We start from the raw sequence: 14607 nt of genomic DNA, 5'->3' as shown, positions 1-14607 counted from the left end.
GCGTCACCCAAACATACAAAGAGAGGGGCTACCCATGGCGTCGGCCGGCTCGCGGAGAACCGCGGGTCCGGTGCGGACAACCTCCAGACCACGGGTGGCCCACATGGCAGATCGCGCCGACCAGCGCCGGCGATCCGGCATCAAGTCGAAAATGCTGATCGCCTTCGGCACCGTGGCGGCACTGCCCTGCATCGCGGCGGTCGTCGGCTGGATGTCCTACGGCGCCGTCCGGGGCCATGTCGCCGACATCACGGGAACACAGGTACCGGTGCTCAGCGCCGCGCACGGGCTCGCCACCACCACGGCGCGGGTGCTGGCGCTGGGGCCGCTGATCGACGCCGCGTCATCGGAGGAGGATCTGGCCCGGCTGCGCGCCGCCGTGGCGGCACAGCGCGGGGAACTGGACGGCCAGCTCGCCCGGCTGGCCGACGGGCATGGCGACGTCGGCCGCATGGGCGAGCTGGCCGCCACCGCCCGCTCGCTGCTGGGCACCATCGACGCGCTGGGGGCGGCGACCGGCCGCCGGCTGAGCCTGCAGGAACAGCGCAGCGCCCGGCTGGCGGAACTGAGCGACGCCCATGCCCGGCTGCTGGCGGCGCTGAAGCCGGACATGCAGGCGTCGCGCGAACAGCTTGCCCAGGCCATCGCCGCGATGGTGGAGGCGACCTCGCAGTCCTCCGAGGCGATCGGCGGCGAGCTGGGGCAGACGGTGATCCCGCTGTTCCAGCTGCGCGGCGCGGAGGCGGCGCTGACCAAGGCGCTGCTGATCGGCGCCTTCGAGACCGACCGGTCCAAGGTGATGTCGCTGTCCACCGACTTCGATTCGGCGCTGTCCGACCTGCAGGGCGCCCTGCGCCCGCTGGCCAAGAGCGAAGCGGCGGCTCCCGTCATCGCGGCGATCAACGAGCTGGCAGCCTACGGCGACGGCGACAAGAGCGTCTACACCCGCCGCGTCCGCCAGCTGACCCCCGGCATCGGGGAGGCGGAGGCGCGCAAGCTGGCCGAGGCGCAGGCCGCCGCGGTCGACGAGATCGTCGGGCTGGACCGCGACGCCAACAGCCGCATGCTGCCGCTGATGCTGAACTCCCGCGGGCGCATCGCCGAGGCCGGCAACGCCATCGCGGAACGGATGCAGGATCTCTCCACCAACGTGGTGCCGGAGGCGCAGCAGCGCTACACCGTGCTGAGCGGCCTGATGGCCGACGCTAACCTGCTGGCCGGCAAGCTGGCCGAGGCCGGCAATGCGGAGACGCCGGCCCGGCTGGCCGCCGCGCGCCGCACGCTGGACCCGCTGGCCGCGACCATCCGCAAGTCCCTGCAGGACTCGCAGGGCGATCTCGGCGCGGAGGTCCGCCGGATGGCCGACCGGCTGCTGGCCCTGGGCTTCGGCAACGACGGCATCCTGGCGCTGCGGAGCGGCGAACTGGCGGCCTACGCCGAGAACGCCGCGCTGATCGACAGCAACCGCAGCACCGGCGCCGCCCTGACCGGGATGGTCGACGGGCTGGTCCAGTCGGCCGAGCAGGCGACCGCCGCCGGCGCATCCGCCGCCCACGACGCGCTGGAGCGCACCAACCAGGTACAGATCCTGCTGGCGACCGCCGGCGTGCTGCTCGCCGGGCTGATCGTCTCGCTCTATGTCGGGCGCCGGGTGGTCGGCCGGATGGAGGCATTGGCCGACGCCATGCGCCGGGTCGCCGCCGGCGACCTGACGGTGGAGCAGAAGGCCGACGGCAACGACGAGATCACCGATATGGCCCGCGCCCTGTTCGTCTTCATCGCCAACGCCCGCGCCATGGAAGAGGCGCACGAGAAGGTGGAGATCGAGCGCCGCAACGCCGCGTCGGCCCGGCGGACCAGCATGCTGGAGATCGCCGACCAGTTCGAAAGCAACGTGCTGAGCAGCGTCGAGACGCTGGCCGAGGCCGCCCGCCTGATGGCGGCGCGCGCCCGCTCGCTGACCGACATCGCCGCCAACGCCAACGACCGCGCCGAGGCCGCGATGCAGCTGTCCGGCGAGATGGCGGCGGGGATCCAGCAGGTGGCGACCGCCGCGTCGGAAATCTCGCAATCCATCGCCGAGATCAGCAAGCGCACCGGCGAATCGGCCCGCATCATCGGCGACACCGCCGCCGGGGCGGAGCAGGTGAAGGCAACCGTCGCCGACCTGTCCGGCACCGCGGGCGAGATCGGCGCCGTGGTGGGGCTGATCGACGAGATCGCCGGCCAGACCAACCTGCTGGCGCTGAACGCGACCATCGAGGCGGCGAGGGCAGGGGAGGCCGGCCGCGGTTTCGCGGTGGTCGCCGGCGAGGTGAAGGCGCTGGCCGGCCAGACCGCCCAGGCCACCGCCGAGATTGCCCGCCAGATCGCCGCGACCCAGGCGGCCAGTCGCCAGACCGCGGAGGTGGTGGCGACCATGACCGGCAGCGTCCAGCGCATCGAATCCAACGCCTCCGCCATCGCCGCCGCGGTGGAGGAGCAGGCCACCATCACGTCGAGCATCGTCGACAGTTCCCACCGCGTCGCGGTCGGCACGCAGGCGGCGTCGGACCATGTCGCCGGCCTGTCGGAGGCCGCGGCCAAGGTGCGCGCCCAGGCCGGCGACGTCCTGCAGGTGGCGGAAAGCCTGTTGCACGAGGCGACCAGCCTCGGCTCCGCCGTGCATCTGTTCCTCCAGGAAATCCGGGCCGCGCGATGAGCGGGCGGTCCGGGTCGCCTGCGACCGAAAGCGGGTCGGTTTCATAAAACTGACACGTAAACAAAACAAACCCGTCACCAGCGGTGGCTATGGTCACCGCGACGAAGAAGGCGGGTTACGACCTCCGGCGAAGGCCGGGATTTTCCCAAACCCAACGACACCGTCCAAACCTATCGGGAGTTTTGCCGTGAAAACCATGACCTCGGCGTTCGTTCGCTGCGCCGCCTTCGGTGCCCTGGCCGTTCTGTCCGTGTCGGTCGCCCCGCTGTCGGTCGCCTCGGCCGCCGACATCTCCGGCGCCGGCGCCACGTTCCCGTACCCGATCTATGCCAAGTGGGCCGACGCCTACAAGAAGGAGACGGGCACGGGTCTGAACTACCAGTCGATCGGTTCGGGCGGCGGCATCAAGCAGATCAAGGCCAAGACGGTCACCTTCGGCGCCTCGGACATGCCGCTGAAGCCGGAAGAGCTGGATCAGGCCGGCCTGATCCAGTTCCCGATGATCATGGGCGGCGTCGTTCCGGTCGTGAACCTGAAGGGTCTGAAGTCCGGCGAGGTCCAGCTGTCGGGTACGGTTCTCGCCAACATCTACATGGGCGAGATCACCAAGTGGAACGATCCGCAGATCAAGGCCCTGAACCCGAACGTCAACCTGCCGAACACCGCCATCGCGCCGGTGTACCGTTCGGACGGGTCGGGCACCAACTTCCTGTTCACCGACTACCTGTCGAAGACCAGCCCGAAGTTCAAGACCCAGATCGGCGCCAACTCCTCCGTCCAGTGGCCGGCCGGCATCGGCGCCAAGGGTAACGAAGGCGTGGCCAACATGGTCAAGCAGACGGACGGCTCGATCGGCTACGTCGAATACGCCTACGCCAAGCAGAACAACATCACGTATGTCGGCCTGCAGAACAAGGACGGCAAGACCGTCGTTCCGAAGATCGAGGCCTTCCAGGCCGCCGCGGCGAACGCCGACTGGGCCAACGCCAAGGGCTACTACGTCATCCTGACCGACGAGCCGGGCGCGGACAGCTGGCCGATCACCGGCGCCAGCTTCATCCTGATGTACAAGAACCCGCAGGACGTCGCGGTTTCGGCCGAAGCGCTGAAGTTCTTCGACTGGGCGTACAAGAACGGCGCCAAGATGGCCACCGATCTGGACTATGTCCCGATGCCGGAATCGGTCGTCACCATGGTCCAGAAGACCTGGTCGCAGTCGATCCAGGCCGACGGCAAGCCGATCTGGACCGCGTCGGCCAAGTAACCACGGCCAACCCGACCCCGGGTTGCGCCGTCAGACGGCGCGGCCCGGGGGCATGATCCGCCGGCGGGGACGGAAATTTCGCCGTCCCCACCGCACGCCTCACGGAGCGGCCATGACCGAGATCGCGCTGACCTTGACCGACGCACACGCTTCCACCGCCCGACGGGCCCGCCGCCAGCGCCTGCAGGATGCGGCTTTCCGCAACGCCACGCTTTTCTTCGCGCTGCTCGTCCTGTTCATCCTGGGCGGCGTCACCGTTTCCCTCATCGACGGCGCGCTTCCGGCACTGCGCGCGTTCGGCTTCGGGTTCGTCACGACCGAAGTCTGGAACCCGGTGTCGGAGGAATTCGGCGCGCTCGCCCCCATTTACGGCACGCTGATCACGTCGGTCATCGCCATGGCTGTCGGCATTCCGGTCAGCTTCGGCATCGCGCTGTTCATCACCGAGATGTGCCCGGCCTGGCTGAAGCGCCCGCTCGGCGTCGCCATCGAGCTGCTGGCCGGCATTCCCAGCATCATCTACGGCATCTGGGGCCTGTTCGTCTTCGCCCCCTTCATGCAGTCGACCATCCAGCCCTTCCTGATCAACACGGTGGGGCAGGTTCCGGGCATCGGCAACCTGTTCATGGGCCCGCCCTACGGCATCGGCGTCCTGACCGCCGGCCTGATCCTGGGCATCATGGTTCTGCCCTTCATCACCTCCATCACCCGCGACGTCTTCGAGACGGTGCCGCCGATGGTGCGCGAATCCGCCTACGGGCTGGGCGCCACCACCTGGGAGGTGGTGTGGAACGTGGTGCTGCCCTACACCCGCACCGGCGTGGTCGGCGGCGTCATGCTGGGGCTGGGCCGCGCGCTGGGCGAGACGATGGCGGTCACCTTCGTCATCGGCAACGCGCACCGCATCAGCTCCTCCATCATGGCGCCGGGCACGACGATCTCGGCCTCCATCGCCAACGAATTCACCGAAGCGGTCGGCGACGTCTACACCGCCTCGCTGGTGGCGCTGGGCCTGATCCTGTTCCTGATCACCTTCACCGTGCTGTCGATCGCCAAGCTGATGCTGCTGCGCCTGCAGCGCCAGGCCGGAGTCTGAGGCCATGAGCATGTCAAGTTCCGCGGCGCTCGCCGCTCCGGCCGGCGGCCTTTACAACCGCCGCCGCATCGTCAACAAGATCGCGCTCACCCTGGCGCTGGGTGCGGCCGGCTTCGGCCTGTTCTGGCTGGTCGCCATCCTGTGGACGCTGCTCTACAACGGCCTGTCGGCCATCAACATCGCCCTGTTCACCGAGAACACGCCGCCGCCGGGCGGTGAGGGCGGCCTGCTGAACGCCATCTTCGGCAGCGTCATCATGACCACGGTCGCCACCCTGGTCGGCACGCCGATCGGCATCATGGCCGGCACCTACCTCGCCGAGTTCGGCCGCGACCGCAAGCTGGCCGAGGTGGTCCGCTTCATCAACGACGTGCTGCTGAGTGCGCCGTCGATCATGGTCGGCCTGTTCGTGTACGAGGTGATGGTCATCCGCATGGGCCATTTCTCGGCCTGGGCAGGGGCCATGGCCCTGGCGGTCATCGTCATCCCCGTCGTGGTCCGCACGACCGAGGACATGCTGAAGCTGGTGCCGAACAGCCTGCGCGAGGCCGCGGCCGCGCTCGGCGCGCCTCAGTGGAAAGTCATCACCTTCGTCGCCTACCGTGCCGCCCGCAACGGCATGATCACCGGCGTCCTGCTGGCCATCGCCCGCATCAGCGGCGAGACGGCTCCCCTGCTCTTCACCGCCCTGAACAACCAGTTCTGGAGCGCGGACATGAACGCGCCGATGGCCAACCTGCCGGTGGTCATCTTCCAGTACGCGATGTCTCCCTACGAGGACTGGCGCCAGCTGGCCTGGGGCGGCGCGCTGCTGATCACGGTCGCCATCCTGCTCCTCAACATCGGCGCCCGGCTGCTGGCCGGTCTCGGCTCGACGAGAAAGTAACCATGACGATGACCCACATGGACGCCAACAGCCCCGCCCACGGAAGCCATGCGATGCCCCCCGGCATGATCCCCGGCGCCGGTGCCGACCGCGCAATCGCCGGCGCCGGTCTGCCCGAGAAGATCAGCATCCGCAACCTGGACTTCTTCTATGACGGCTACCGCGCGCTGAAGAACGTCTCGCTGCCGCTCTACGACCGTCAGGTCACCGCCTTCATTGGCCCGTCGGGTTGCGGCAAGTCGACCCTGCTGCGCATCCTGAACCGGATGTACGACCTTTATCCCAAGCAGGTCGCGACCGGCGAAGTCATGCTGGACGGCGTCAACATCCTGTCGCCCAAGCAGGACCTGAACCTGCTGCGCGCCCGCGTCGGCATGGTGTTCCAGAAGCCGACGCCCTTCCCGATGTCGATCTACGACAACATCGCCTTCGGCGTGAAGCTGTACGAGAAGCTGTCCCGCGCCGACATGGACGAGCGGGTGGAGTTCTCGCTGCGCCGCGCGGCGCTGTGGGACGAGGTGAAGGACAAGCTGCGCCAGAACGGCATGAGCCTGTCCGGCGGCCAGCAGCAGCGCCTGTGCATCGCCCGCGCCATCGCGGTCAAGCCGTCGGTCCTGCTGCTCGACGAGCCGACCTCGGCGCTCGACCCCATCTCAACCGCCAAGTGCGAGGAGCTGGTGGACGAGCTGCGTTCCGACTACTGCATCGCCATCGTCACCCACAACATGCAGCAGGCGGCCCGCATTTCCAACTTCACCGCCTTCATGTATCTCGGCGAGCTGATCGAGTTCGGGAACACGGAAGAGATCTTCACCAACCCGACCAAGGAAAAGACCTCCGAATACATCACCGGCCGTTTCGGCTGAGGTTTCCGCTCCGCCGGTCCTTTCCGCCAGGGGGAGTGCCGGCGGAGGAATTTCGGCGGATTGCATACTGGAAGCTGTTCGAGGCGGCGGTTCACTCAACCGCCGCCTTTCTTGCGAGTATCGAATGGGGTAGGGTCGGGCCGCTGACTGTGATGGCGGGAACGGCTGCGGCGTGAAGGATTTTCTTGAATCGGATGCCTCCGGCATCATCGTCGCGGCGCGTCTGCCAGCCGATATACAAAAACATCTCGGAGCCAAGACGACCCGCGTGTTCCTGTCGTCGGAGACCAGGGACAGCCATAAGAAGCACGGATGGACCCCTGAAGCCTTCGCCCGTCTTCAAGAGATTTTGGACCAAGGCGAGGTTCGGGAGGATCGCGAGAGGCACGTGGTCGTAGCGCACCATGACTCGGTCTGGTGGTGCGCAGTCGTCAAAGTGACGGTGAATCGCAAGGAGGTGTATCTCCAATCCCTGCGCCGCAGCAACAACGACCAGATCGCAAACATTCGAGCGCGCGGTGCCCTGGTTCGCCCATGTAGAGGAAGGTAGCGGCTGGGGAGAGAGACACGCCCCACGGACCCGAAGGCTACCCGGCATCTCTTACAGTACGCCGCCACCTGGGTTTGAGCATAGCCGGGAACTGTCGATTCGACAAGTCGCAGGGCTATCCGACGTTTGGTGGAGCGTCTGGGGAGGGAAACACGCCCCAGGGACCCGAAGGCTACCCGGCATCCCTTGCTTGCAACGCTCACACGGGAGCATAGCATCGTCGCACAATCGACGGCATGGATTCAAATCACCAGTTTATTTCCATAACTGAACTTATGTGCTGCATATCGCCCGCGCAAAGCTAAACTGTCAGTGTTCCCATCGGCGGCGGCGCCACCCCGGCAGGATGTGCAGAATTTTCCAAGCCGGCCGTGAACCGACAAGACCGTCGTCGCGGCGATGGCAGATGCTGTCGCTTCACGCATCGGAAAACACTGGGAAAGCGACAGCCATGTCCGCACCGGCCGCAACCGGCAACTCCCCCTGCCCTGGCTCCTGCTTCTCCTGTCGGTGACGACGGGGCTGGTCGACGCCATCAGCGTCCTCGGCCTGGGCAAGGTCTTTACCGCCAACATGACCGGAAACGTCGTCTTCCTCGGCTTCGCCGCAGCCGGAACGCCGGGCTTCCTGGTCATGCCGGCGGTGACGGCGCTGGCATCCTTCCTTGCGGGAGCCCTGATCGCCGGACGGATCGGCCGGATGATGACGGGACGGCCGATGCGCCACTGGCTGCTGGCGGCGGCCCTGTTCGAAACCTCCCTGTTCTGGATCGCCGCGATCGTCGCCACCGGGTTCGATGTCGGCGCGCAGGCTCCCGCTTCTGGTCTGTATGCGATCATCGCGCTGACCGGCTTCGCCATGGGCTTCCGCAACGCCACCGTCCGGCAGTTGAAGGTCCCCGACCTCACCACCACGGTCCTCACCCTGACCCTGACCGGGCTGGCGGCGGATTCCAGCCTCGCCGGCGGCGCCAACACCAACGCGCCCCGGCGCATCGCCAGCGTCGCCGCGATCTTCCTCGGTGCCGCCATCGGCGCCGTCATGGTGACGCAGAGCGGTCTGGTGCTTCCCCTGGTGGTCGTCGGCGCGCTGGTGCTGGCGGGCACCGCGGTCTGCGCGCTTCACCCGGTGGCGGCCACGCCGGCCGCCGCCTGACGCCGGAGTTCGCGGCATGAGGGCCGGCCGGCTTGAGGCGTTCACCGACGGGGTGGTGGCGATCGTCATCACCATCATGGTGCTGGAATTGAAGGTACCGGCGGACGGCAGCCTCACCGCCCTGGCGGAGCGCATTCCCATCCTGCTGGCCTATGTGCTGTCCTTCATCAATGTCGGGCTCTATTGGAACAACCATCACCACCTGCTGCAGGCGACCGCGCGCATCGACGGGCGGGTGCTGTGGGCGAATCTGTTCCTGCTGTTCTGGCTGTCGCTGGTGCCCTTCGTCATCCGCTGGCTGGATGAAAGCGCCTTCTCGGCAGTGGCGACGGCGTCCTACGGCGTCGTCCTGGGCATGGCGGCGGTCGGCTACAACCTGACCGAACGCGCGATCATCGCCTGCGGCGGCCGCGATTCGGCGGTGGCGCGGGCCGTCGGCTCCGACCTGAAGGGCAAGGTCAGCATGGCGTTCTATGCCATGGCCATTCCGCTGGCCTTCGTCATGCAGCTGCTGTCGATCCTGCTTTACGTCCTGGTGATCCTGCTGTGGCTGGTGCCCGACCGGCGGATCGAGCGCGCCCTGGAGGAATGACGGGCAATCACCGCATTTCGAAAAGCTCCTGGTGGAAGCGCCGGTCCACCGGCAGTCCATTGGCCGCGAAATCCTGCCGCAGCGACTGGCCGAAGCCTGTCGGGCCGCAGAACCAGATGCCGGCGTCGCGCCATTCCGGCACCGCCGCGCGGATGCGCTCCCCCGTCAGCCGGCCGTCGCGGTCGTCGACCAGGACATGCAGGCGCACGCCGGCAGCCGCCGCGTCGGCCGTGAGCTTGGCGATGGCATCCCCGTCATAGTCGTGCGTGGTGTGGAAGAAGTCGATGGACTGGGTCGGCCGTCCGGGATGCATCGCCAGATATTTCATGCGGGCGATGAAGGGCGTCACGCCGATGCCGCCGCCCACCCAGATCTGGTGCGGGCATTCGTCGTCGAAGGTGAAGCAGCCGTACGGCCCCTCGACCGTCACCGGCTGGCCGATCCGCAGCGTCTCCCACAGGCGCCGGGTGTGGTCCCCCAATGCCTTGATGACGAAGGTGATGCGGTGCTCCGCCTCGTTCCAGGCGGACGCGATGGTGTAGGGATGGGCACCCTCCGCCGCGTCCGACATGGCGAAGGCGAACTGGCCCGCCTTGTGGCCCGGCCATCCCCGCGGCACGTCGATCTCGGCCTCGATCACGCGCAGGCCCGGATAATGGTGGAGGGCGCAGACCGTACCCGTAACACGCCGGCCGGCGGCGATGCGGCCCGTCAGGACCATGACGGCGGCCCAGGTGCCGGCGGCGAGCAGCAGCCCCAGAACCCAGCCGACCGGCGCCGTCCAGTAGGAGAATTTGGTCAGCACGACCGTATGGAACACCAGCACCAGATAGGCGATCGCCAGCAGCCGGTGGGTCTTGAAGAACAGCCGGTACGGGATGCTCCTGACCAGGGCAAGCGCGATCAGCAGCAGGGCGGCGTAGAACGCCCACTCGCCGACGTCCTCCGCGATGCCGCGAAGCTCCATCAGCGACTGCGCGACGGTGTTCTCCGGCGCCGCGCGTGGGCCGCGGTGCGGCCGGTCCAGCCAGCCCCAGCCAACCGCCCATTTCGTTCCCTGCGCCCAAAGCCAATGGACGACCGCGAACAGGAGAGCGCCGATGCCCAGCCATTTGTGCAGGCGGTACATCTTGTCGAGACCACCGAACCATCTCTCCGGCCAGCGGGGGCGCAGCGCCAGCACCATGGCGACGCTCATGCAGCCGATGGCGATCAGGCCGCTGTGCTGGACCATGCCGGAGCGGAGTGCGAAATAGCCGGTCCATTCGACCATCGTGGGGTCGGCGGCGAGCCACAGCACGGTCAGCAGCGCCAGCAACGCCCAGAAGGAGAGCTTGATCCTCCGCATGGCGACGGTCCTCCTGCTGCGCCGCCCCGCCGGGCGGCAGTCCATAAATGATTTTGCTAATGTTGCTTGCGGGCAAGCCGATTCCCCGAAATGCAGCCATTCGTACCGGGAACAGGTTCGGATCCCCAACGGTCGATGGAGGGTTCGCCCATCCGCGCGCCCTGCCGAAATACATCCGAAGTCGGAAATATTTCGCTTCACAACCGGCCGGCCGCCGGCTATGATCCCGCTTCACTGGGCGATCCTTTCCGGCCGCCAGTTTGGCCGGCATCGCATCCCCCATGCTGTCCGGGCACAGTCATCCGTCGTGTTTCGCAAGGCTTTTCCATGTCTTCCCTGCTTCGGCCGCGCAAGGCCGCCATCGCATTCATCCTCGTCACCGCAGCGCTCGACATCGTCGCGATGGGCATCGTCATTCCGGTGCTGCCGGCGCTGATCGAGGAGTTCGCCGGGCCCGATGCGCAGGCCGGCACCATCAACGGCGCCCTGGTGGCGCTGTGGGCGCTGATGCAGTTCTTCTGCTCTCCCGTGATCGGGTCGCTGTCGGACCGATACGGGCGGCGGCCGGTGATCCTGCTGTCGGCCCTGGGGCTGGCGGTGGATTACGTGCTGATCGCGGTGGCACCGAACCTGTGGTGGCTGGTGATCGGCCGGGCGATCGCCGGCATCACCTCTTCCAGCTTCACCACCGTGTTCGCCTATATGGCCGACGTGACGCCGCCGGAGCAGCGGGCGCGGGCCTATGGCCTGATCGGTGCCGCCTTCAGCGCCGGCTTCATCGCCGGCCCGCTCCTGGGCGGGCTGCTGGGAGAGCTGTCGCCGCGTGCGCCCTTCTGGGCGGCGGGTGCGCTCAGCGGGCTGGCCTTCCTCTATGGTCTGGCGGTGCTGCCGGAATCGCTGGCGCCGGAGAACCGGATGGCCTTCTCCTGGCGCCGGGCCAACCCGTTCGGTGCGCTGCGCCTGCTGCGTTCCCACACCGAATTGTCGGGGCTGGCCCTGGTCAACTTCATGCTGCATTTCTCCCATCACGTCTTTCCCGCGGTCTTCGTGCTCTATGCCGGCCACCGCTATGGCTGGACCGCCTGGGACGTCGGGCTTCTGCTGGCGGTGGTCGGCGCGCTCGACATGGTGGTGCAGGGGCTGGTCGTGCAGCGGATGGTGCGGTGGCTGGGCGACCGCGGCACGATGGTGGTCGGCCTGTTCGGCGGGGCCGGTGGGCTGGCCTGCATGGGGCTGGCGTCGGACGGCGCCTGGTTCGCGCTGGCCATCCTGCCGAACGCGCTGTGGGGGCTGGCGATGCCGACCATCCAGTCGCTGATGACGCAGCGGGTCTCCCCGTCCGAACAGGGCCAGCTGCAGGGCGCCAACATGAGCGTGGCGAGCGTCGCCGGCATTCTGTCGCCGGTCGTCTTCGGCGCCATCTATTCCGCCTCGGTCGGCAGCGGGGCGCTGTTCCCGCTGCCGGGCGCGGCCTTCCTGATGGCGGCGCTGGTGCTGCTGGCCGGGGCGGTGATCGGCTGGATGGTGGCGCGGCGCAATGGCCGGGCGGAAGGGGCGGATGGCGTCGCCGCCTGAACGGCGCCTCCAAGGTTGGCGCCCTGCCCTCCCCTTGCACCGGCTGTGGGGCGTCCCACATAGCTGCCCACCATCCCGCACAATGTCCCATTGCTCCGCTGCGTTATCAGCGGTGGGAATTTGCGGGCCGACAGGGTAAGACTGTCGGCTTCCATCCGCATTGACAGCTGAGACCCGGAGAACGCGATGCTCGCGGCCCCCAACCTGTTCGCCCACCGCCCGGACCGGAGCGTGCGCCCCAAGGCCGCACCCTTCCTGCCGATGTCGCGTGCGGAAATGGACCGGCTGGGCTGGGACCAGTGCGACGTCATCGTCGTCACCGGCGACGCCTATGTCGACCATCCCAGCTTCGGCATGGCGATCATCGGCCGGCTGCTGGAATCGCAGGGCCTGCGCGTCGGCATCATCGCCCAGCCGGACTGGAGCAGTGCGGAGCCGTTCAAGATCCTGGGCAAGCCGCGGCTGTTCTGGGGTGTCACCGGCGGCAACATGGATTCGATGGTCAACCACTATACGGCCGACCGTCGCCTGCGCCACAATGACAGCTACACCCCGAACGACGAGGGCGGGAAGCGGCCGGACCGCGCCGTCATCGTCTATTCCCAGCGCTGCCGCGAAGCCTTCAAGGACGTCCCCATCGTCCTGGGCGGCATCGAGGCGAGCCTGCGCCGCATCGCCCAGTACGATCACTGGAGCGAGAAGATCCGCCGCTCCGTCCTGGTCGATTCCAAGGCGGACATGCTGGTCTACGGCAACGCCGAACGCGCCATCATCGAGATCGCCCAGCGCGCGCTGAAGGGGGAATCGCCCAAGGCGATGACCGACATCCGCGGCACCGCGATCATGCGCTCGTCCCTGCCGGAGGGCTGGACGGTGGTGGACAGCAGCTCCATCGACGATCCGTCGGCACCGGTGTCGCCGCGCGCCGCCGGCGCCGACCGCATGGTGGTGCGCCTGCCCAGCTTCGAGCAGGTGACGGCCGACAAGGTGCTCTACGCCCATGCCAGCCGCGTCCTGCACCAGGAGAGCAACCCCGGCAACGCCCGCGCCCTGGTCCAGCGCCACGGCGACCGCGACGTGTGGCTGAACCCGCCACCGATCCCGCTGGAAACCAACGAGATGGACGGCGTCTACGACCTGCCTTACGCCCGTGCGCCGCATCCGTCCTACGGCGACGCGCGCATCCCGGCCTGGGAGATGATCCGCTTTTCCGTCAACATCATGCGGGGATGCTTCGGCGGCTGTTCCTTCTGCTCGATCACCGAGCATGAGGGGCGCATCATCCAGAGCCGGTCCGAAGGCTCCATCCTGCGCGAGATCGAACATATCCGCGACAAGACCAAGGGCTTCACCGGCGTCATCTCCGACATGGGCGGGCCGACCGCCAACATGTACCGCCTCGCCTGCAAGGACAAGGAGACGGAATCGGTCTGCCGGCGTCCGTCCTGCGTCTTCCCGGACATCTGCAAGAACCTGAACACCGACCATTCCTCGCTGGTGCAGCTCTACCGCAAGGCCCGCGCGGTGCCGGGGGTGAAGAAGATCCACATCGCGTCCGGCCTGCGCTACGACCTCGCGGTGCGGAACCCTGAATATGTGAAGGAGCTGGTGACCCACCATGTCGGCGGCTATCTGAAGATCGCGCCGGAACACACCGAACCAGGTCCGCTGGCGAAGATGATGAAGCCCGGCATGGGCGCCTATGACGAGTTCAAGCGGATGTTCGACAAGGCGGCGAAGGAGGCGGGGAAGAAGCTCTACCTGATCCCCTACTTCATCGCCGCCCATCCCGGCACCACGGACGAGGACATGATGAACCTCGCGCTGTGGCTGAAGCGGAACGGCTTCAAGGCGGATCAGGTGCAGACCTTCCTGCCCTCGCCGATGTCGCTGGCGACCGCCATGTACCACAGCGAGCGCAATCCCCTGCGCCCGGTGCGCCGCGTCGGGTCGGAAATGGTGTCGTCGGCCAAGGGGCTGAAGCAGCGCCGGCTGCACAAGGCCTTCCTGCGCTACCATGATCCGGAGAACTGGCCGATCCTGCGCGAGGCGCTGAAGCGCATGGGCCGCGAGGATCTGATCGGGCCGGGCGAGGAGCATCTGATTCCGGCATGGCAGCCGGTGGGCGCCACCGCCAAGCCGCGGGAGAAGGGGCCGGCAAATGGGCCTAAGGGGGGCAAGACCTTCCTCACCCAGCAGGCCGGCCAGGGGCGCCGTGTGGTGCCGCCGGTGGGCAAGCCGCCGGGGGCGAAGCCGGCCGGGGGCAAACCGGCTGGTCCGAACCCGACCGGCATGAAGCCGCGCCAGACGAACCTGAAGGGACGCTGATCCGCAGGCGGCGCCTCCACCAAAGGGGTAGTGGCGCCTACACAGCAACTTTGTTATACCGTCTTGTCGTTTCATTTCCTGCCGAACGGGAGGCTGCATGCGTACCAAGTGCCTGCTGAACACTCCCGCGCCGGCCAGCCGCGTCCTTTCGGACCGCCACTCCTAGGCTCGGCGCAAGGCGGCATCAGCGCGGGCTGTCGCAAGCCCCGCACCGCTTCCATTCCGCTCTTTCCCGAACGGCGTCGC

11 protein-coding genes are annotated in these 14607 nt (G+C 67.6%); 10 read left to right on the top strand and 1 reads right to left on the bottom strand.

Annotated features, from left to right (window positions below; translation table 11 throughout):
* Positions 1-103 precede the first annotated feature (103 nt).
* The 8 genes from AB8P05_RS30145 (at position 104) to AB8P05_RS30110 (ending at position 9110) form a co-directional block, all read left to right on the top strand.
* Complete coding sequence (locus AB8P05_RS30145) at positions 104-2701, top strand: methyl-accepting chemotaxis protein (RefSeq protein ID WP_472761675.1); 2598 nt, start codon at positions 104-106, stop codon at positions 2699-2701.
* Positions 2702-2897: 196 nt separating this feature from the next.
* Entirely contained in the window at positions 2898-3965 is a 1068-nt protein-coding gene (gene pstS / locus AB8P05_RS30140; protein WP_472762011.1) for a phosphate ABC transporter substrate-binding protein PstS, read from the top strand.
* A gap of 112 nt (positions 3966-4077) precedes the next feature.
* On the top strand, positions 4078-5061 hold the full coding sequence (gene pstC / locus AB8P05_RS30135) for a phosphate ABC transporter permease subunit PstC (protein WP_455175702.1): 984 nt from the start codon (positions 4078-4080) through the stop codon (positions 5059-5061).
* A gap of 4 nt (positions 5062-5065) precedes the next feature.
* Positions 5066-5947: a phosphate ABC transporter permease PstA gene (gene pstA, locus AB8P05_RS30130; protein WP_455175703.1), complete on the top strand. Its 882-nt coding sequence runs from the start codon at positions 5066-5068 to the stop codon at positions 5945-5947.
* A gap of 2 nt (positions 5948-5949) precedes the next feature.
* Positions 5950-6813: a phosphate ABC transporter ATP-binding protein PstB gene (pstB, locus tag AB8P05_RS30125; RefSeq protein WP_472761674.1), complete on the top strand. Its 864-nt coding sequence runs from the start codon at positions 5950-5952 to the stop codon at positions 6811-6813.
* A gap of 172 nt (positions 6814-6985) precedes the next feature.
* Positions 6986-7363, top strand: coding sequence for a hypothetical protein (locus tag AB8P05_RS30120; RefSeq protein WP_472761673.1), 378 nt, complete (start codon positions 6986-6988; stop codon positions 7361-7363).
* A gap of 399 nt (positions 7364-7762) precedes the next feature.
* The gene (locus AB8P05_RS30115; protein WP_472761672.1) at positions 7763-8518 is read left to right on the top strand and encodes a YoaK family protein; all 756 of its coding nucleotides are present in this window, start codon (positions 7763-7765) and stop codon (positions 8516-8518) included.
* Positions 8519-8534: 16 nt separating this feature from the next.
* Entirely contained in the window at positions 8535-9110 is a 576-nt protein-coding gene (locus tag AB8P05_RS30110) for a TMEM175 family protein (protein WP_472761671.1), read from the top strand.
* Positions 9111-9117: 7 nt separating this feature from the next.
* On the opposite strand, the gene AB8P05_RS30105 is transcribed toward AB8P05_RS30110, so the two are convergent.
* Entirely contained in the window at positions 9118-10458 is a 1341-nt protein-coding gene (locus AB8P05_RS30105) for a ferredoxin reductase family protein (RefSeq protein ID WP_472761670.1), read from the bottom strand.
* A gap of 327 nt (positions 10459-10785) precedes the next feature.
* On the opposite strand from AB8P05_RS30105, the gene AB8P05_RS30100 reads away from it, so the two are divergent.
* Together AB8P05_RS30100 and AB8P05_RS30095 are read left to right on the top strand one after the other, a co-directional pair.
* A complete protein-coding gene (locus AB8P05_RS30100; protein ID WP_472761669.1) occupies positions 10786-12033 on the top strand; it encodes a TCR/Tet family MFS transporter in 1248 nt (415 codons plus the stop codon).
* A 186-nt stretch (positions 12034-12219) separates the two neighbouring features.
* Positions 12220-14361: a YgiQ family radical SAM protein gene (locus AB8P05_RS30095; RefSeq protein ID WP_472761668.1), complete on the top strand. Its 2142-nt coding sequence runs from the start codon at positions 12220-12222 to the stop codon at positions 14359-14361.
* Positions 14362-14607: the final 246 nt, after the last annotated feature.

The sequence above is a fragment of the Azospirillum sp. VT-I1 genome, assembly GCF_055698305.1.
This window is presented reverse-complemented; position numbering and strand designations above follow the sequence as displayed.